The sequence below is a fragment of the Ancylobacter sp. G4_0304 genome, from assembly GCF_047501495.1.
In the GTDB taxonomy this organism is placed as follows: domain Bacteria; phylum Pseudomonadota; class Alphaproteobacteria; order Rhizobiales; family Xanthobacteraceae; genus Ancylobacter.
Window position 1 is genome coordinate 60,485 of sequence record NZ_JAZDRM010000013.1, and the last position, 18,068, is coordinate 78,552.

At 70.2% G+C, this 18,068-nt stretch carries 14 protein-coding genes; 13 read left to right on the top strand and 1 reads right to left on the bottom strand.

Features of this window, described 5'->3' with window-relative positions; all coding sequences use genetic code 11:
• The first annotated feature begins 49 nt into the window (after positions 1 to 49).
• Genes cobN through VRZ77_RS09640 form a run of 5 tightly spaced genes read left to right on the top strand, consistent with a single transcriptional unit; the run spans position 50 to position 6,720 of the window.
• Positions 50 to 3,409: a cobaltochelatase subunit CobN gene (gene cobN, locus VRZ77_RS09620; protein WP_414592431.1), complete on the top strand. Its 3,360-nt coding sequence runs from the start codon at positions 50 to 52 to the stop codon at positions 3,407 to 3,409.
• The gene (cobG, locus tag VRZ77_RS09625) at positions 3,406 to 4,593 is read left to right on the top strand and encodes a precorrin-3B synthase (RefSeq protein ID WP_414592432.1); all 1,188 of its coding nucleotides are present in this window, start codon (positions 3,406 to 3,408) and stop codon (positions 4,591 to 4,593) included. The genes cobN and cobG overlap by 4 nt, the downstream gene beginning before the upstream one ends.
• Entirely contained in the window at positions 4,590 to 5,240 is a 651-nt protein-coding gene (locus tag VRZ77_RS09630; RefSeq protein ID WP_414592433.1) for a precorrin-8X methylmutase, read from the top strand. The genes cobG and VRZ77_RS09630 overlap by 4 nt, the downstream gene beginning before the upstream one ends.
• Positions 5,237 to 5,965 carry a precorrin-2 C(20)-methyltransferase gene (locus VRZ77_RS09635; protein ID WP_414592434.1) on the top strand — a complete coding sequence of 243 codons (729 nt, stop codon included), beginning with the start codon at positions 5,237 to 5,239 and terminating at the stop codon, positions 5,963 to 5,965. The genes VRZ77_RS09630 and VRZ77_RS09635 overlap by 4 nt, the downstream gene beginning before the upstream one ends.
• Positions 5,962 to 6,720 (top strand): precorrin-3B C(17)-methyltransferase, encoded by a 759-nt coding sequence (locus VRZ77_RS09640; RefSeq protein ID WP_414592435.1) that lies wholly within the window; start codon positions 5,962 to 5,964, stop codon positions 6,718 to 6,720. The genes VRZ77_RS09635 and VRZ77_RS09640 overlap by 4 nt, the downstream gene beginning before the upstream one ends.
• On the opposite strand, the gene VRZ77_RS09645 is transcribed toward VRZ77_RS09640, so the two are convergent.
• A complete protein-coding gene (locus VRZ77_RS09645) occupies positions 6,690 to 7,523 on the bottom strand; it encodes a cobalt-precorrin-6A reductase (RefSeq protein ID WP_414592436.1) in 834 nt (277 codons plus the stop codon). The two genes, VRZ77_RS09640 and VRZ77_RS09645, sit on opposite strands and share 31 nt — an antisense overlap.
• On the opposite strand from VRZ77_RS09645, the gene cbiE reads away from it, so the two are divergent.
• The 8 genes from cbiE to glgC all read left to right on the top strand — a co-directional run bounded on the left by cbiE (position 7,522) and on the right by glgC (position 18,058).
• Entirely contained in the window at positions 7,522 to 8,790 is a 1,269-nt protein-coding gene (gene cbiE, locus VRZ77_RS09650) for a precorrin-6y C5,15-methyltransferase (decarboxylating) subunit CbiE (RefSeq protein ID WP_414592437.1), read from the top strand. The genes VRZ77_RS09645 and cbiE overlap by 2 nt on opposite strands.
• Positions 8,787 to 9,173, top strand: coding sequence for a cobalamin biosynthesis protein (locus VRZ77_RS09655; protein WP_414592438.1), 387 nt, complete (start codon positions 8,787 to 8,789; stop codon positions 9,171 to 9,173). The genes cbiE and VRZ77_RS09655 overlap by 4 nt, the downstream gene beginning before the upstream one ends.
• Positions 9,170 to 9,928, top strand: coding sequence for a precorrin-4 C(11)-methyltransferase (gene cobM, locus VRZ77_RS09660; RefSeq protein ID WP_414592439.1), 759 nt, complete (start codon positions 9,170 to 9,172; stop codon positions 9,926 to 9,928). The genes VRZ77_RS09655 and cobM overlap by 4 nt, the downstream gene beginning before the upstream one ends.
• Positions 9,929 to 10,040: 112 nt before the next feature.
• Complete coding sequence (locus VRZ77_RS09665) at positions 10,041 to 11,354, top strand: cobyrinate a,c-diamide synthase (RefSeq protein WP_414592465.1); 1,314 nt, start codon at positions 10,041 to 10,043, stop codon at positions 11,352 to 11,354.
• A 4-nt stretch (positions 11,355 to 11,358) separates the two neighbouring features.
• A complete protein-coding gene (locus tag VRZ77_RS09670) occupies positions 11,359 to 11,730 on the top strand; it encodes a DUF423 domain-containing protein (RefSeq protein WP_414592440.1) in 372 nt (123 codons plus the stop codon).
• Positions 11,731 to 11,838: 108 nt separating this feature from the next.
• Positions 11,839 to 14,337, top strand: a complete 2,499-nt coding sequence (locus VRZ77_RS09675) for a glycogen/starch/alpha-glucan phosphorylase (protein WP_414592466.1) — start codon at positions 11,839 to 11,841, stop codon at positions 14,335 to 14,337.
• Positions 14,338 to 14,538: 201 nt separating this feature from the next.
• Entirely contained in the window at positions 14,539 to 16,740 is a 2,202-nt protein-coding gene (glgB, locus tag VRZ77_RS09680; RefSeq protein WP_414592467.1) for a 1,4-alpha-glucan branching protein GlgB, read from the top strand.
• A gap of 49 nt (positions 16,741 to 16,789) precedes the next feature.
• Positions 16,790 to 18,058, top strand: a complete 1,269-nt coding sequence (gene glgC, locus VRZ77_RS09685) for a glucose-1-phosphate adenylyltransferase (protein ID WP_414592441.1) — start codon at positions 16,790 to 16,792, stop codon at positions 18,056 to 18,058.
• Positions 18,059 to 18,068 lie beyond the last annotated feature (10 nt).

Sequence of the window (18,068 nt, forward strand, 5' to 3'; positions counted from 1 at the left end):
ATCCCGGCTCTCGCTAGGCTCGGCCAGGACGAGCGGATGAAACAGGCTCATGCACATTCTCGCCACCACCAGCGCTTCGCTCGACGATCTCGCCGAGCCGGTGGACCTCGCCCAGACGCCGGGCGAGATGGTGGTGGTGTCGTTCACCGACAGTGATCTGGGGGCAATGGCCGCCGCCTATGAAGGCGAGAGCGACAAGCTGCCGAGCCTGCGCCTCGCCAGCCTGCGCGATCTCAAGCACCCGATGTCGGTCGACCTCTGGATCGACCGCGTGGCCGCCCATGCGCGCCTTATCGTGGTGCGCCTGCTCGGCGGGCTGGACTGGTGGCGCTATGGCGTCGACCGGCTGAGCGCGCTGGCGCGCGAGAAAGGCATCGCGCTCGCCGTGCTGCCGGGGGAGGATCGCGACGATCCGCGCCTCGGCGAAGCCTCGACCCTGCCGGTCGAGGAACTGGCCGCGCTGCTGGGCTATTTCCGCGCCGGCGGTCCGGCGAACATGCGCGCCCTGCTGCACCGTATGGCGGGCCATGCCGGGGTGGTGCTGGACGCGCAGCCGCCGCAGCCAGTGCCGCTGGCGGGGTTTTATACGTGGAAGGGCGGCCCCTCACCCCGCCCGCTCCACGACGGGGATATCCGTCCCGTCATCCCCGTCATCTTCTATCGATCCATGTGGCTCGCCGGCGATACCGCGCCGGTCGATGCGCTGTGTGTGGAGCTGGCGGCGCGGGGCCTCGAACCCTGCCCGATCTTCGTCGCCAGCCTGAAGGAGCCGTCCTCCATCGCCTTCCTGCGCGAGGCGCTCACGGCGCGAAAGCCGGCCGTGATCCTGACACTGACCGCCTTCGCCGCCGCCGAGCCTGGGGAGGCCACCGTGCTCGACGCGCCGGGGGTGCCGGTGCTGCAGGCGGTGGTGGCGACCACGCGGCGCGAGGCGTGGCGCGAGGGCGCGCGCGGGCTGACCGGCGCGGACCTTGCCATGCATGTCGTGCTGCCCGAGCTCGACGGGCGCGTCCTCGCTGGCGCGCTCTCGTTCAAGGCGCCGGCGGAGCGTGAGAGCGTGCCCGGCTTCGCGGCGCTGGTGAACCGCGCGGAGCCGGACCGGGTGGCGCAGGTTGCTGACCGGGTGGCGGCGCTGGCGCGCCTTGCCGCGCTTCCTGCCGCCGAAAAACGGATAACGGTTCTCATGCCGGAATATGCCGGCGCACCGGGCCGTACCGGCTGGGCGGTGGGGCTCGACGTGCCGGCGAGCGTGCGGGCGCTGCTCGATGATCTGCGCGCGGCGGGCTATCGCGTCGAGGGCGCGCCTTCGGACGAGCGGCATTTGCTGGAGATTTTGGGCGGGCGCGCCCTTACCCAATCCTCTCGGGCGTTCCCGGGTGAACGGGTCGGCGATGTGCGCCCAGTGGATGCCTCTCCCTCGGTTCACCCCGCCGCGACGCTCGACCTCGCCGCTTACCATGCGCGCCTTGCGGCACTGCCCGACGAGGCGCGTGCCTCGCTCCACGCGGCATGGGGCGCGCCGGAGGACGACCCGGATCTCATCGGCGGCGCCTTCCGGTTCTGCGCCCGTGCCTTCGGCAACGTCACCGTGGCCATCGCGCCCGATCGCGGCAGTTATGCGGAGCGGCGGGCGCAGTATCACGACCCCGCGCTGCCGCCGCGCCATGGTCTTGTCGCCTTCGGTTTCTGGCTTCAGGACCACGCCGACGCGCTGGTGCATATGGGGGCTCATGGCACGCTGGAATGGCTGCCGGGCAAGCAGGCCGCGCTGACCGGCGCGTGCTGGCCCGAGCTGGTTCTGGGCCGCCTGCCGGTCGCCTATCCGTTCATCGTCTCCAATCCCGGCGAGGCCGCGCAGGCCAAGCGCCGCATCGCCGCCGTGACGCTCGGCCATCTGCCGCCGCCGCTCACGGAGGCCGCGCTTGCCGGCGAGGCGCAGGAGCTGGAGCGGCTGGTCGATGAATACGCGCAGGCCGAGGGGCTCGACCCGCGCCGTCGCGAGAAGCTGGCGCGGCTGATCGTGGAAGAGGCCCAGCGCACAGGATTTGCCCGCGACGCCGGGCTGGAGGGCCAGCCCGAGACCAATGAGGCGCTGCGCCGGATCGATGCCTTTCTGTGCGACCTCAAGGATTTGCGGCTCAAGGACGGCTTTCACGTCTATGGGCGCGGCCCCTGCGGCGCGGCCGAGCGTGACGGGCTGCTGGCCGCGCTGGCCGGACGCCGCGTCCCGCCGGGCCCGGCCGGTGCGCCGGGGCGCGGGCGATCCGATGTGATGCCGACCGGCCGCAACCTCTACGCCAGCGACCCGCGCGCGCTGCCCACCCCGACCGCCATGGACCTTGGCCGGCTGGGCGCGGACGAGGTGCTGCGCGCCTATATGCAAGCCCATGGCGACTGGCCGCGCGCCCTGGTGCTCGATTTGTGGGGCAGCGCGACGCTGCGCACCGGCGGAGAGGAGATCGCGCAGGGGCTGGCGCTGATCGGCGCCCGGCCTGTCTGGGACCCGGCGACCGGCCGGGTGACCGGCGTCGAGGTGCTGCCCTGCGCGGTGCTGGGGCGCCCGCGCATCGATGTCACCTTCCGCATCTCCGGCCTGTTCCGCGATTTGTTCCCGGCGCAGATCGCGCTGCTCGACGCCGCGCTGCGCGCAGTGGCGCGGCGGGACGAGAGCGCGGAGGAGAACCCGCTGGCGGCGGCCGGCGAGGACGCGCCGCGCATCTTCGGCACCGCGCCGGGCGCCTATGGCGCGGGGCTCGACATGCTGGAGGCCGACGCCTCACGCGAGGCGGTGGGCGATGCCTATCTCGCCAGCGCCTCCCACGCCTATGGCGGCGCGGAAGGGGAGGCGCGGCCGGTGCCCGGCGCGTTCGTCGCGCGGGTGGCGGCGGCGGACCTTCTGGTGCACGGCGCCGACGACCCCGGCCGCGACCTGCTGGAGGGCGATGGCGACCTCGCCTTCATCGGCGGCTTCGCGGCGGCGGCTTCAAAGCTCGGCCGGCTCCCGGACCTCGTGGTGCTCGACACCGCCGATCCCGCCCGCCCTAAGGCCCGGCCACTGGAGCAGGCTCTGGCGCGGATCGTGCGCGGGCGGGTTCATCCGCGTTACATCGCGGGTCTCACGCGCCACGGCCCGCGCGGTGCGGCGGAAATGGCGGAGACGGTCGACCGGCTGGTTGGCTTCGCGCAGGTGACGCGCGCCGTGCCCTCCCATCTTATCGAGCTGGTGCACGACGCCTATGTCGCCGACGAGGCGGTGCGCGCCTTCCTTGCGCAGTCCTCGCCCGAGGCGGCGCGCTTCATCGCCGCGCGGCTGGAGGAGGCCCGTCGCGGCGGGCTCTGGCATCCGCGCCGCAATGATGCGGCCTTCCATGGCGAGGCGCTGCGGGCGGCGGCGGGGAGCGCGGGATGACGGCTTCCCTGCGCCGAGGCGCCTGCCCGAGCCTGCCCGAGCCGATGAAGACCGGCGACGGGCTGCTGGCCCGCCTCGTCCCCGCCGAACCGCTCACCCCGGCAAAGCTTGCCGGCCTCGCCCGGCTGGCGCGCGAACTGGGCAATGGAGTGGTGGAAGTGACCGCGCGCGGCAAGTTGCAGCTCCGCGGCCTCACCCCGGAAACCGCGCCGCGTCTTCCCGCCGCCATCGCGGCGCTCGGCATCGCGGTGCGGCCGGGGCTGGCGGTGGAAGTTCCAGCGCTGGCGGGACGGGCGCTGGACGCCGCCTTCGACCCCCGCCCGCTGGCCCGCGCGATCGAGAGCGGCGCTGCGCCTTGCGCTCCGGAGCTGGCGCCGAAAGTCTCGGTGGTGGTGGATAGCGGCGGCGCGCTCAACCTCTCGGCGCTCTCCGCCGATCTCGCGCTGACGGTCGGCGACGAGCCGGGATCGGTGCGGCTGGTGCTCGCCGGCCAGCCGATCGGCACCCTACCCGAGGCGGAGGCCGCCGATATGGCGGTCGCGCTGCTGGCGCGCCTCGCCATGCGCGGCCCGGCGGCCCGGATGGCCGAGCTGATGCGCGAGGAGCTCCAGATCGAACCGCAGGACGCGGCGCCAGTCCAAACCGCCGAGCCGGTCGGGCTTCACCCGCTGCGCGAGGGCGGGGTGGCACTAGGCCTCGCACTGGCTTTCGGCCATGGCCAGGCGGATGCGCTGGAGCGGCTTGCCGCTTACGCCGAAGCCGAGGGCGTGGCCGGCATCGAGCCGGCCGCTGGGCGGGCGCTGCTGCTATCAAGCCTGAGCGCGGACGCCGCCGCCCGGCTGTGCGAGCAGGCGCACGGGCTCGGTTTCATCACCAATCCGGCCGATCCGCGCCGCGCCGTCTTCGCCTGCGCCGGCCGGCCCGCCTGCGGCGCCGCAACGCTGGAAACCCGGCCGCTGGCGCTCGCGCTCGCCCCACTCATGCGGGGGCGCACCCTGCATGTGTCGGGCTGTCCCAAGGGCTGCGCGCATCCCGCGCCCACCGCTTTCACCATCGTGGGGCTGGACGAAGGGGCCGGGATCGTGGTCGAAGGCTCCGCGCGCGCCGCACCCGCCGGGATCGTGCCGGTGGCAGAGTTGCGCGCGAGGATGGAATCCATGCTGGCCGCAGAGGGGCAGGAATGACGGCGACCGACGGTTCCGCGCCGTTCGACTATGTCCGCGACGGCACCGCGATCTATGAGCGCTCCTTCGCCATCATCCGCGCGGAGGCCGAGCTCGGCCGCTTCACGCCCGAGGAGGCCGATGTCGCGGTGCGCATGATCCATGCCTGCGGGCTGGTGGAAGCTGCCGCCGCCATCGACTTCGCGCCCGGCGCCGTTCGGGCGGGCCGCCGCGCGCTCGCCGCTGGCGCGCCGATCCTGTGCGATGCGCAGATGGTGGCCCACGGCATTACCCGCGCCCGGCTCCCTGCCGGCAATGAGGTGATCTGCACGCTGAACGACCCGGCCGTGCCGGAGCTTGCCGCGCGGCTCGGCACCACGCGCTCGGCGGCGGCGCTGGAACTGTGGCGCGACCGACTGGAGGGCGCGGTGGTTGCCATCGGCAATGCCCCGACCGCGCTGTTCCATTTGCTGGAAATGCTCGATGCCGGGGCGCCGAAGCCGGCGGTGATTCTCGGCATTCCCGTCGGCTTTGTCGGCGCGGCGGAATCCAAGGACGCGCTGGCGGCCGGCGATCACGGCGTGCCGTGGATCGTGGTGCGCGGGCGGCTCGGCGGCAGCGCGATGACGGCGGCCGCGGTCAACGCACTGGCGAGGCCCGGCATATGAATTCCGGCCATCTGATCGGTGTCGGCGTGGGACCGGGCGACCCGGAGCTGATGACGCTCAAGGCGGTGCGGGCGCTCCAGCACGCCGATGTGGTCGCCTATTTCTCCAAGCTCGGCAATGCCAGCCACGCGCGCGCCATCGCTCACACCCATTTCCGCGCCGGCATCGAGGAACTGCCGCTTGGCTATCCCGTGACCACCGAGATGCCGAAGGACGAGACGCCCTATCGCGCGGCGATCGACGCCTTCTACGAGCAGGCCGCGCAGGTGGTCGCGGGCCATCTCGACGCCGGACGCACCGTGGCGGTGCTCTCCGAGGGCGATCCGCTGTTTTACGGCTCCTATATGCACCTGCATGTGCGGCTGGCCCATCGCTACCCCACGGACGTGATTGCCGGGGTCACCGGTATGTCCGGCTGCTGGTCGCAGGCCGGCACGCCGATCACGCAGGGCGACGACGTGCTGAGCGTGCTGCCCGGCACACTCTCGGAAGACGCGCTCACCGAGCGGCTTGCCGGAACCGATGCGGCGGTCATCATGAAGGTCGGGCGCAACCTGCCGAAGATCCGCCGCGCGCTGGCCCGCGCCGGCCGGCTGGATCGGGCGCTCTATGTCGAGCGCGGCACCATGACAGGGGGCCACCATGTCCCGCTGGCGACGCGACCGGAGGAGCCCGCGCCCTATTTCGCCATTGTGCTGGTGCCCGGCTGGGAGAAGAAGCGGTGAGTGGAACTCTCTATGTGGTCGGCCTCGGGCCGGGCGATCAGCGCTTCCTCATTCCCGAGGCGGCGGACGCGCTGGCGCTGGCCGAGGCGGTCTATGGCTATGGCCCCTATGTCGAGCGCGTGCCGGCGCGCGAGGGGCAGGCGCGCCATGCCTCGGACAACCGTGTCGAGCTGGAGCGCGCGCAGGACGCGCTGGCCCATGCCGCCTCGGGTGCCCGCGTCGCCATGGTCTCGGGCGGCGATCCCGGCGTGTTCGCCATGGCGGCCGCAGTGATCGAGGCGATTGAACAGGGGCCGGAAAGCTGGCGGCAGATCGAACTGCTGATCGTGCCGGGCATCACCGCCATGCTGGCGGTCGCGGCCAAGGCCGGCGCGCCGCTGGGGCACGATTTCTGCGCGATTTCGCTGTCGGACAATCTGAAGCCGTGGGAGGTGATCGAGAAGCGCCTCCGGCTCGCGGCGCAGGCGGGGTTCGCCATGGCGTTCTACAACCCGGTCTCCAAGGCGCGCCCGCACCAGCTCGACACCGCTTTCGACATTCTGCGCGAGGAGCTGCCTTCGAGCGTGCCGGTGATCTTCGGCCGCGCGGTGGGGCGGCCGGACGAGCGGCTGCGCGTCGCCCCGCTCGCCCATGCGCGCGGGCACATGGCGGACATGGCGACCTGCATCATCGTCGGCTCGATCGAAACCCGAATCGTGGAACGGCCGGGCAAGCGGGCGCTGGTCTATACGCCGCGCCGGGCGGTAGATGCATGAGATCGGGATGCATGAGGGCGCGGCTGCCGGCGCTCCAGCCAGGCCAGCGCGTCCTCGATGGTCGCGACGCTCTCCACCGCCGGCCGCGCCGGGCGGGCGAGCATGATCACCTCGATGCCGAGCGCGCGGGCGGCGGCGATCTTGGCATAGGTCTCCGGTCCGCCGCTGTTCTTGGCGAGCACGGCGTCGATGCGGTGGCCGGTGAGCAGGTCGCGCTCGTCCGGTTCCGCGAAGGGGCCGCGCGCTTCGATGTATGCGGCGGAGGGCAGGGCGAGGCGGGGCTCGACCGGATCGATGCTGCGGATCAGGTAATGGTGCTGCGGGGCGCTCTCCAGAGCCTGCACCTCGTTGCGGCCCAGCGCAGCGAACACACGGCGCGGGGCGGCTCCCAGAGCGGTCAGCGCCTCCGCGAGGCTTGCCGCTTCGCGCCAGATGTCGTCGGGTTGCGGCTTCCAGGGTGCGCGGGCCAGCGCCAGCAGGGGAACGCCCGCGATCTGCGCGGCTTCCGCGACATGGGCCGACATGATGGCGGCGAAAGGGTGGGTGGCATCGATCACGGCATCGATGCGCTCGGCTTCGAGATAGGCGACAAGTCCCTCCACCCCGCCAAAGCCGCCGGTGCGCGTCGGCAAGGCGAGCGCCAGCGGGTTGCGCGTGCGGCCGGCAAGCGACACGCTGGCCTCGAATGCGGGCCGGGCCGCCAGCGCCTCGGCGAGGCGACGCGCTTCGCCCGTGCCGCCCAGAACCAGCACGCGCAGCCGCGCGTTCGAGCCTGAAGGCGTGTCGATGTCGGAAGCCGCCATGCCGGACTGTGATCCTCTCGCGCAAGGCGTCGAGCCTGTAGCAGGCCGGCGCTGGTTGTCCATCGTCGGCATCGGCGAGGACGGGCTCGCGGGGCTGTCGCCGGCCGCGCGGGCGCTGATCGAGCGGGCCGGTATCGTCTTCGGCGGCGCCCGCCATCTGGCGCTGGCCGGCGAGGCTGTGCGCGGGCGGGCCGTCGCGTGGGCCAGCCCATTCGAGGAGGGCGTGCGCGAGGTGCTGGCGGCGCGCGGAAAACATGTCTGCGTGCTGGCCTCCGGTGACCCGTTCCTCCATGGCGTCGGCTCGGTGCTGGCGCGCCATGTGCCGGCGGAAGAGATGCAGGTGGTACCGGCTCCGTCCGCCTTCAGCCTTGCCGCCTCGCGGCTCGGCTGGGCGCTACCCGATATCACCTGCCTGTCCGTCCATGGCCGACCGCTCGATCTCATCCGCCCGCATCTGCATCACGGCCGCCGGCTGCTGGTGCTGACCTCGGATGCCGACGGCCCGCGGGCGCTGGCGGCGCTGGTGACGGCGGCGGGGTTCGGCGGCTCGCGGCTTCATGTGCTGGAAGCGCTGGGCGGCGCGCGGGAGCGGGTGCGCGGCGTCGCGGCGGAGGCCTTCGACCTCGCGGACATCAACCCGCTGAACGTGGTCGGCCTTGAGGTCGAGGCGGGAGAGGGCGCCCGGCTCATCGCGCTGACGCCCGGCCTGCCGGACGAGCTGTTCGAGAATGACGGCCAGCTCACCAAGCGCGAGATAAGGGCGACGACGCTCGCTGCGCTGGCGCCGCGCCGGGGCGAGCTGCTGTGGGACATCGGCGCCGGGGCGGGCTCGGTCGCGATTGAATGGATGCTCGCCGATCCCTCGCTGAGGGCTATCGCGATCGAGGAACGCGAAGCGCGCGCCGCCCGTATCGCCCGCAATGCCGGCGCGCTCGGTGTCCCCGGCCTCGTGCTGGTGCAGGGCACCGCACCGTCGGCGCTGGCCGGGCTACCGGCGCCGGACGCGATCTTTATCGGCGGCGGCGCGAGCGAGGCGGGTGTGATGGACGCCGCGCTCGACGCGCTGAAGCCCGGCGGGCGGCTGGTGGTGAACGCGGTGACGCTGGAGACCGAAGCGCTCCTGCTGGCGCGCCATGCCGCGCTCGGCGGCGAACTGATCCGCATCGCGGTTTCCCGCGCCGCACCTGTCGCGAACATGACCGGCTGGCGCCCCGCCATGCCGGTGACGCAGTGGAGCTGGGTGAAGCCGACGGGGACGGCGCGATGATCGTGGCCGGGGTCGGCAGCCGTCGCGGCGTGACCGCGCAGGAGGTCTGCGCGGCGGTGCGCGGCGCCATGGAGCGCCATGGCGTCAAGCTCCACGAAATTTCGCTGATGGCGACCCCGGCGCAGAAGGGCAGCGAAGCCGGCATCATGCGCGCGGCGCTCGATCTCGGCCTTTTGCTGGTGATGGTGCCGCAATCGCAGATGGAAGCCGCCGGCACGCGCGTGCTCTCCCATTCCGAACGGGTGGTGGCGCTGATGGGGGTGCCCTCGGTGGCGGAGGCCGCCGCGCTTGCCGCCGCCGGGCGGCGCTCCACCCTGATCGGTCCGCGCTTCGTGCTCGGCCCCGTGACCTGCGCGCTGGCGCGTGAGGCGGAGGCATCATGACCGTGCATTTCATCGGCGCCGGTCCCGGCGCGGCCGACCTCATCACCCTGCGTGGGCGGGACCTGATCGCGCGCTGCCCGGTGTGCCTTTATGCCGGCTCGATCGTGCCTCGCGAGATGCTGGACTGGTGCCCGCCGGGTGCCCGTCTCGTCGACACCGCGCCGCTGTCGCTGGACGAGATCGAGGCGGAGTTTCGCGCTGCCGATGCCGCCGGGCTTGATGTGGCGCGGCTGCAGTCGGGCGACCTGTCGATCTATTCGGCGGTGGCCGAGCAGATCCGGCGGCTGGAGCGCGCCGGCATCGCCTATACGCTCACCCCCGGCGTGCCGGCCTTCGCGGCGGCGAGCGCGCTGCTGGGGCGCGAACTGACCGTGCCGGGCGTCGCGCAGAGCGTGGTGCTGACCCGCGTCTCCGGACGCGCCTCCGCCATGCCGCCGCGCGAGACGCTGGAGGCCTTCGGCCGCACCGGGGCGACGCTCGTCCTTCACCTCGCCATCCATGCGCTCAGCGAGGCGGTGCGCGAGCTGGCGCCGCTGTACGGCGCCGACTGCCCGGTCGCCGTGGTGGTGGAGGCGACGCGCCCGGCGGAGCGGGTGATCGCCGGCACGCTCGGCGACATCGAGGACCGCGTCGCCGCCGAGCCGGTGGAGCGCATGGCGCTGATCCTGGTCGGCCCGGCGCTGGCGGCGGACGGATTCCGCGAGAGCGCGCTTTACGACGCCCATTACCAGCGCCGGTTTAGGGGGCGCGAATGAGCGCGCGCCTTCGTCGACGGGTGATTTCTTCCTTCTCCCCGAGGAGGAGAGGGGGCATGGCGCGCCATGCTGAGGCCAGCGCATCAGGAATCGCGCAATGAGTCCCCGCGGCCTGACTTCCCAAGGCTTCATCATCGCCGCGCCGCGCTCGGGCTCCGGCAAGACCACGGTGACGCTCGGCGTCGTGGCGGCGCTGGTACGGCGAGGCCTGCGCGTGCGGGCGGTGAAGTCCGGGCCGGACTATATTGATCCCGCCTTCCACGCCGCCGCCAGCGGCCTGCCGGGGCTCAATCTCGACAGCTTCGCCATGGCGCCGGAACTGGTCGATGCGCTGGCGGGCGACGCGGCGCGCGAGGTGGACCTCGTGATCATCGAAGCGTCGATGGGCCTGTTCGACGGCATTGCCGGCGAACCGGGGCGCAGCGGGGCTGCCGCCGATCTTGCCGCGCGGCTGAAGTTGCCCGTGGTGCTGGTGCTCGACATTTCCGGCCAGTCGCAATCGGCCGCCGCCGTGGTGCGCGGCTTTGCCGGCCACGATCCCGGCGTGCGAATTGCGGGCGTTGTGCTCAACAAGGTGGCAAGCGAACGCCATCGGGTGCAGGCGAGCGAGGCGATCGCTGCGATCGGTATTCCGGTCGTGGGCGCGATCCCGCGCGATGCAGCGGTGAGCCTGCCCGAGCGCCATCTCGGCCTGGTGCAGGCCGCCGAGCATCCCGCCTTGGCGGAGCATTTCGATCGGCTGGCGCAGATGGCGCAGGCGCATATCGACCTCGACGCGCTGCTGGCGCTTGGTGCGCCCGTGGCCGCGCGCGTGTCCGCGCCGGTGCCGCTGCCCCCGCCCGGCCAGCGGATCGCGCTCGCCAGCGACGTCGCCTTCAGCTTCACCTACCCTCATGTGGTGGAGGGCTGGCGGCGTGCCGGGGCGGAGATCGTGCCATTCTCCCCGCTTGCCGACGAGGCGCCGCGTAGCGATTGCGATGCCTGCTGGCTGCCGGGTGGCTATCCCGAGCTCCATGCCGGCCGGCTGGCGGGCGCCGCGCGATTCCGCGACGGGGTGCGGGCGTTCGCCGCGGCCGGTGGCATGGTTCATGGAGAATGCGGGGGCTTCATGCTGCTTGGCGAGGCGCTGGAAGATGCCGATGGCCAGACCCACGCGATGCTCGGCCTGCTCGGCCATGCCACCAGCTTCCGCAAGCGCCGGCTCAATCTCGGCTATCGCCGTGCGGTGACGCTGGCGGCCTCCGGCATCGGTCCGGCGGGGCTGCCCCTGCGCGGCCACGAATTCCATTATGCCAGCGTCACACAGGCGGGCGACGATGCGCCGCTGGTCGCGCTGAGCGACGGGCAGGGTAAACCGATGGGCGAGGCGGGCGGCCGGCGCGGGCCGGTCTCCGGCGCGTTCTTCCACCTCATCGCCACGGAGTGAGCCAATGACCCTGTTCCGCCGCCTGATCGTCCTTCTCGCGGGCTTGTTCGGCATGGCCGGGGTCGCCGCCGCCGCCGCCGGCGCCCATGCCTTTTCCGACCCCGCTTTGACGACCGCTGCCACTTTCCTCATGATCGGCGCCTGCGCGCTGGCCGCGACCGCCGCGCTCGCCATCGCGCAGGGGCCGGGCTGGTCCTTCGCCGACGTGTCCGGCGGGATGATCGCGCTGGGCACGGCGCTGTTCAGCGGCGCGCTGGCCGGCCGTGTCGTGTGGAACGTGGTGATTTTTCCCATGGCGGCGCCGACGGGCGGTACTATTCTGATGGCCGGATGGCTGGTGCTGGCGCTGGCCGCGTTCAGGAGGCGGAGCGGCTGACGGCAAGTTGGCCAAAAGGTTGCATAAGGGAAACCGATATCCGCCGATGGGGGCCCGCGCCGATGGCGCCGGTCCGACGGGCCATCGCTTAGGGAGCAGATGCTGCACATGACAGTCGAGGTCGAGGAAAAGATGCTGGACAAGCCGGAGACCCTCTCGCGCGCGATCGCCGACGGCGACGATGTGGCGAAGTTCCGCGCCCAGGTGATTTCCAAGCTCACCTATGCGGTGGGCAAGAATCCGGCGGCGGCGAGCGACCGTGACTGGTTCCTCGCCACGGCCTTCGCCACCCGCGACCGCATCGTCGACCGCTGGATCACCTCGACGCGGCAGACCTATTCGGAAGGCCGCAAGCGCGTCTACTACCTCTCGCTGGAATTCCTGATCGGCCGGCTGCTGTTTGATGCGCTGACCAATCTCGAACTGCTCGACACGGTGCGCGCCGCGCTCGGCGATCTCGGCGTCGATCTCGACCGGCTGCGCCAGGTCGAGCCGGACGCGGCGCTGGGCAATGGCGGCCTTGGCCGTCTCGCCGCCTGCTTCATGGAAAGCATGGCCACGCTCTCCATCGCCGCCTATGGCTACGGCATCCGCTACGATCACGGCCTGTTCCGGCAGGTGGTGAAGAACGGCTGGCAGCAGGAATATCCCGAGGACTGGCTGTCCTTCGGCAATCCGTGGGAATTCGAGCGCCCCGAGGTCTATTACGATATCGGTTTTGGCGGCTCGGTCGAGGCGGTGCCCGCCGGCGGCGACCGCAAGAAGCAGGTCTGGCATCCGGCCGAGACCGTGGAGGCGGTGGCCTACGACACGCCGATCGTCGGCTGGCGCGGCAAGCACGTGAACACGCTGCGCCTATGGTCGGCCCGCGCCGCCGACCCGCTGCGGCTCGACGCCTTCAACCAGGGCGACCATGTCGGCGCGCTGGTAAACCAGGTGAAGGCCGAGGCGATCTCCAAGGTGCTCTACCCGAGCGACGCCACCCCGGCGGGGCAGGAGCTGCGGCTGCGGCAGGAATATTTCTTCACCGCCGCCTCGCTGCACGACCTGATGCGCCGCCACATCGACAGCTTCGGCGACGTGCGCTCGTTGCCCGACAAGGTGTCGATCCAGCTCAACGACACCCACCCGTCGATCGCCGTGGCGGAGCTGATGCGCCTGCTGGTGGATGAGCACGACATCGCCTGGGACGAGGCGTTCGACATCACCACCCGCACCATCTCCTACACCAACCACACCCTGCTGCCCGAGGCGCTGGAGACGTGGCCGGTGCCGCTGATGGAGCGCGTGCTGCCTCGCCACATGCAGATCATCTACCTGCTGAACGCCAAGCACCTCGAAAAGGTGCGCGCCCAGTTCCCCGACGATGACGGCCTGCTCTCGGCCGTGTCGCTGATCCAGGAGGACCATGGCCGACGCGTGCGCATGGGCAACCTCGCCTTCCTCGGCTCGCACTCGATCAACGGCGTGGCCGCGCTGCATTCCGACCTGATGAAGGTGACGGTCTTCAAGGATTTCTACCGCATCTTCCCGGAGCGGATGAACAACAAGACCAACGGCATCACCTTCCGCCGCTGGCTCATGCAGTCCAATCCCGGCCTGACAAAGCTGCTGGTCGAGGTGTGCGGGCCGGAAGTGCTGGACGATCCCGCCCAGCTGAAGAAGCTGGAGCCGCTGGCCGGCGACAGCGCGCTGCACGACCGGCTGGCGGCGGTGCGCCGGCAGAACAAGGTGGCGCTCGCCCGCATCATCCGCGACCGGCTCGACATCAAGGTCAATCCCGGCGCGCTGTTCGACGTGCAGATCAAGCGCATCCACGAATATAAGCGCCAGCTGCTCAACGTGCTGGAGACCATCGCGCTCTACGATGCCATGCGCGCCAACCCGGCCCGCAACTGGGCGCCGCGAGTGAAGATTTTCTCCGGCAAGGCGGCGGCCAGCTATCACATGGCCAAGCTGATCATCAAGCTGGCCAATGACGTGGCGAAAGTGGTGAACGACGATCCCACCGTGCGCGACCTGCTGAAGGTCGTGTTCCTGCCGAACTACAACGTCTCGCTCGCCGAGAGCATCATCCCGGCGGCGGACCTCTCCGAGCAGATTTCCACCGCCGGCATGGAAGCCTCCGGCACCGGCAACATGAAGATGGCGCTGAACGGCGCGCTCACCATCGGCACGCTCGACGGCGCCAATGTCGAGATCAAGGAGCATGTCGGCGACGACAACATCTTCATCTTCGGCCTCACCGCCGAGGAGGTGGAGCAGCGCCGCATCGCCGGCATCGACGAGTTCGGCGCCATTTCCGCCTCGCCGCATCTGGGCGAGGTGCTGACTGCCGTCGAATCCGGCGTGTTCTCGCCCGACGAGCCGGACCGCTTCAAGCCGCTGGTCGACGCGCTGCGCCACCACGACTACTTCCTGGTCACGCCGGACTTCGATGCCTACTGGGATGCGCAGCGCCGCGTCGATGCGCGCTGGCACGCCCGCTCGGAATGGTGGACGTCGAGCGCGATCAACACCGCGAATATGGGCTGGTTCTCCTCCGACCGCACCATTTCCGAATATGCGAAGGACATCTGGAACGTGCCTGTCCGCGCGCCGCGCTGAGCCACGCGCCGAAAGGTCGCACGAACGCCGTCCGGCCTTGCCGGGCGGCCCTTGGGGGAAGCCGGGTGAACCCGGCGGGGGCGTTTCACGCCCCGTGCGGCAGTGAAGTGATTGCGGATAGTGGACTTTGTTTCTGCAGTAACGGAACCTGTACTGCGTCCGTGTCTTGATGGCAGGGATCCGCAGGAAAGGTCGTTGCTGATGCATGCGTGGCAGGCGCCAGATCACGAGGTCGACGCACTGGTTGGCGGTCGCCATGACGATCCTTTCGCCCTGCTAGGGCCGCACGAAGACGGGACGGGTCTGGTCATCCGCGCTTTCGTGCCCCACGCCGTCACGCTGGAGGCGATCGAGGACGATGGCGGCGTCATCCTCACGCTGGACCGCCGGCGAGACGCCGGCTTCTTCGAGGGACGCATCGAGGCGCGCCCCGCCTGGGCGCGCTATCGCCTGCGGGCGCGCAACGCGGGCGGGCAGTGGGAGCTGCGCGACCCCTATTCCTTCGGTCCCGTGCTCGGTCCGCTCGATGACCACCTGCTGATCGAGGGCACCCACCGTCTGCTGTATGAGCGCCTCGGCGCCCATGTCTGCACCCATGAGGGCACAGAAGGCGTGCGCTTCGCGGTGTGGGCGCCCAATGCCGCCCGCGTGTCGGTGGTCGGCGACTTCAATGAATGGGACGGGCGCCGCCACCAGATGCGCAAGCGCGTCGACAGCGGGCTTTGGGAGCTGTTCGCGCCCGATGTCGCCGAGGGCACGGTCTACAAATACGAGATTGTCTCCACCGACGGCCGGCTGCTGCCGCTGAAGGCCGATCCGTTCGGCTTTCGCGGTGAGTTCCGCCCGGCGACCGGGTCGATCGTCGCCCGCACCGACCAGTTCACCTGGGACGACGAGGCGCATGTCGCGGCGCGCGCGGAAGGCGAGGCGATCGCCCGGCCGATGTCGATCTATGAGGTGCATCTGGGCTCCTGGCGGCGCGGCGAGGGCAACCGCTTCCTGACCTATGACGAACTGGCCGACCAGCTCGTGCCCTATGCGGCGTGGATGGGGTTCACCCATATCGAACTGCTGCCGGTCTCCGAGCATCCGCTGGATGCCTCCTGGGGCTACCAGCCGATCGGCCTGTTCGCCCCGACCAGCCGCTTCGGCGACCCGGCCGGCTTCGCCCGCTTTGTCGACCGCGCGCACCGTGCCGGGCTTTCGGTGCTGCTCGACTGGGTGCCGGCGCATTTCCCGACCGACATTCACGGCCTCGCCCATTTCGACGGCACCGCGCTCTACGAGCACGCCGACCCGCGCCGCGGTTTCCACCCGGACTGGAACACGGCGATCTACGATTTCGGCCGCCACGAAGTCGCGAATATGCTGATCGCCAACGCGCTGTACTGGCTCGACCGTTTCCACATTGACGGGCTGCGCGTCGATGCGGTGGCCTCGATGCTCTACCTCAACTATTCGCGCAAGGATGGCGAATGGGCGCCCAACCCGGACGGCTCCAACGACAACAAGGACGCCGTGGCCTTCATCCGCCGCGCCAATGAGACCGTCTATGCCGAGCATCCCGGCACCGTGGTGATCGCCGAGGAATCCACCACCTGGTCCGGTGTTTCCACGCCTATCTATGCCGGCGGGCTCGGCTTCGGCTTCAAGTGGAACATGGGCTGGATGCACGACACGCTCGACTACATGTCGCTCGATCCGGTGTACCGCCCGTGGCACCACGACAAGATCACCTTCGGCTTTACCTATGCCTTCACCGAGAATTTCGTGCTGCCGATCTCCCATGACGAGGTGGTGCACGGCAAAGGCACGGTATTCACCCGCATGGGCGGCTCCGACGACTGGCAGCGCTTCGCCACCCAGCGCGCCTATTACGCGCTGATGTGGGCCTATCCCGGCAAGAAGCTGCTGTTCATGGGTCAGGAATTCGCCCAGCGCGGCGAATGGAGCGAGGAGCGCTCGCTCGACTGGCATCTGGTCGGGCAGGGCGAGCATCATGCCGGCATGCAGAAGCTGGTGCGCGACCTCAACCACCTCTATCGCGACCTGCCCGCGCTTCATGTCGGCGACTGCCGGCCGGACGGTTTCCGCTGGATCGTGGTCGACGATGCCGCGCAGTCGGTGTTTGCCTGGATGCGCCTCGGCGCGGAGAGCGACCCGCCGGTGGTGATGGTGTCGAACTTCACCCCGGTGCCGCGGCCGTTCTACCGGCTCGGCCTGCCGCAGGCGGGCACATGGCGGGAAATACTGAACACGGACAGTGCCGATTACGGCGGTTCGGGCGTTGGGAACATGGGCGTCGTGACAGCGGAGGACGTGCCCGCGCATGGCCAGCCCGCCAGCGCGCAGATCGTGCTGCCGCCGCTCGCGACGCTTTATTTCATATGGGAGCCGGCGTGAGCCTCAAACGGCCGCGCCCACTGGAAACGCCAAGAAGGAGAATGCGAGTATGGCCAGGCCACCGGCACCAAATGCACCCCTCGCCCGCACGGCCATGGCCTATGTTCTCGCGGGCGGTCGCGGCAGCCGCCTGATGGAACTGACCGACCGGCGCGCCAAGCCGGCGGTCTATTTCGGCGGCAAGTCGCGCATCATCGATTTCGCGCTGTCCAACGCCATCAATTCCGGCATCCGCCGCATCGGCGTCGCCACCCAGTATCAGGCCCACAGCCTGATCCGCCACATGCAGCGCGGCTGGAACTTCCTGCGCCACGAGCGCAATGAGAGCTTCGACGTGCTGCCCGCCAGCCAGCGGGTCTCCGAGACCATGTGGTATCTCGGGACGGCCGATGCGGTGTATCAGAACCTCGACATCATCGAGGCCTACGACACCCGCCACATCATCATCCTGGCCGGCGACCACATCTACAAGCAGGACTACGAGATCATGCTCCAGCAGCATGTCGACCAGGGGGCCGACGTGACGGTGGGGTGCCTGGAAGTGCCGCGCATGGAAGCGAGCGCCTTCGGCGTGATGCATGTCGACAAGAACGACAAGATTCTGTCCTTCCTGGAAAAGCCCAAGAACCCGCCGGCCATGCCGGGCCACCCCGACAAGGCGCTGGCGAGCATGGGCATCTATGTGTTCGAGACCAATTTCCTGATCGACCTGCTGCGACGCGACGCCGCCGATCCGCTGTCGACCCATGATTTCGGCAAGGACATCATCCCCTACATCGTCAAGAACGGTAAGGCGGTGGCGCACCACTTCTCGCGCTCCTGCGTGCGCTCCGACATGGAGACCGCCCCCTACTGGCGGGACGTGGGAACGGTCGATGCCTATTGGGAGGCCAATATCGACCTGACCGAGATCGTGCCGGAACTCGACCTCTACGACCGGGACTGGCCGATCTGGACCTATGCCGAGATCACCCCGCCGGCCAAGTTCGTGCACGACGACGAGGGCCGGCGCGGGCAGGCGATTTCCTCGCTGGTCTCGGGCGGCTGCATCATCTCCGGCTCCTCGCTGCGCCGCGCGTTGCTGTTCACTGGGGTGCGGGTGAATTCCTACGGCTCGATCGAAAACGGCGTGATCCTGCCCTATGTCGAGGTCGGCCGCGGGGCGCGGCTGAAGAACGTCGTGATCGATTCCCATGTGCGGATTCCCGAGGGGCTCGTCGTCGGCGAGGACCCCGAGCTCGACGCGCAGCGTTTCCGTCGCACGGAGAAGGGGATTTGCCTGATAACCCAGTCCATGATCGACCGGATCGAATTGTGACGGCTGTGAG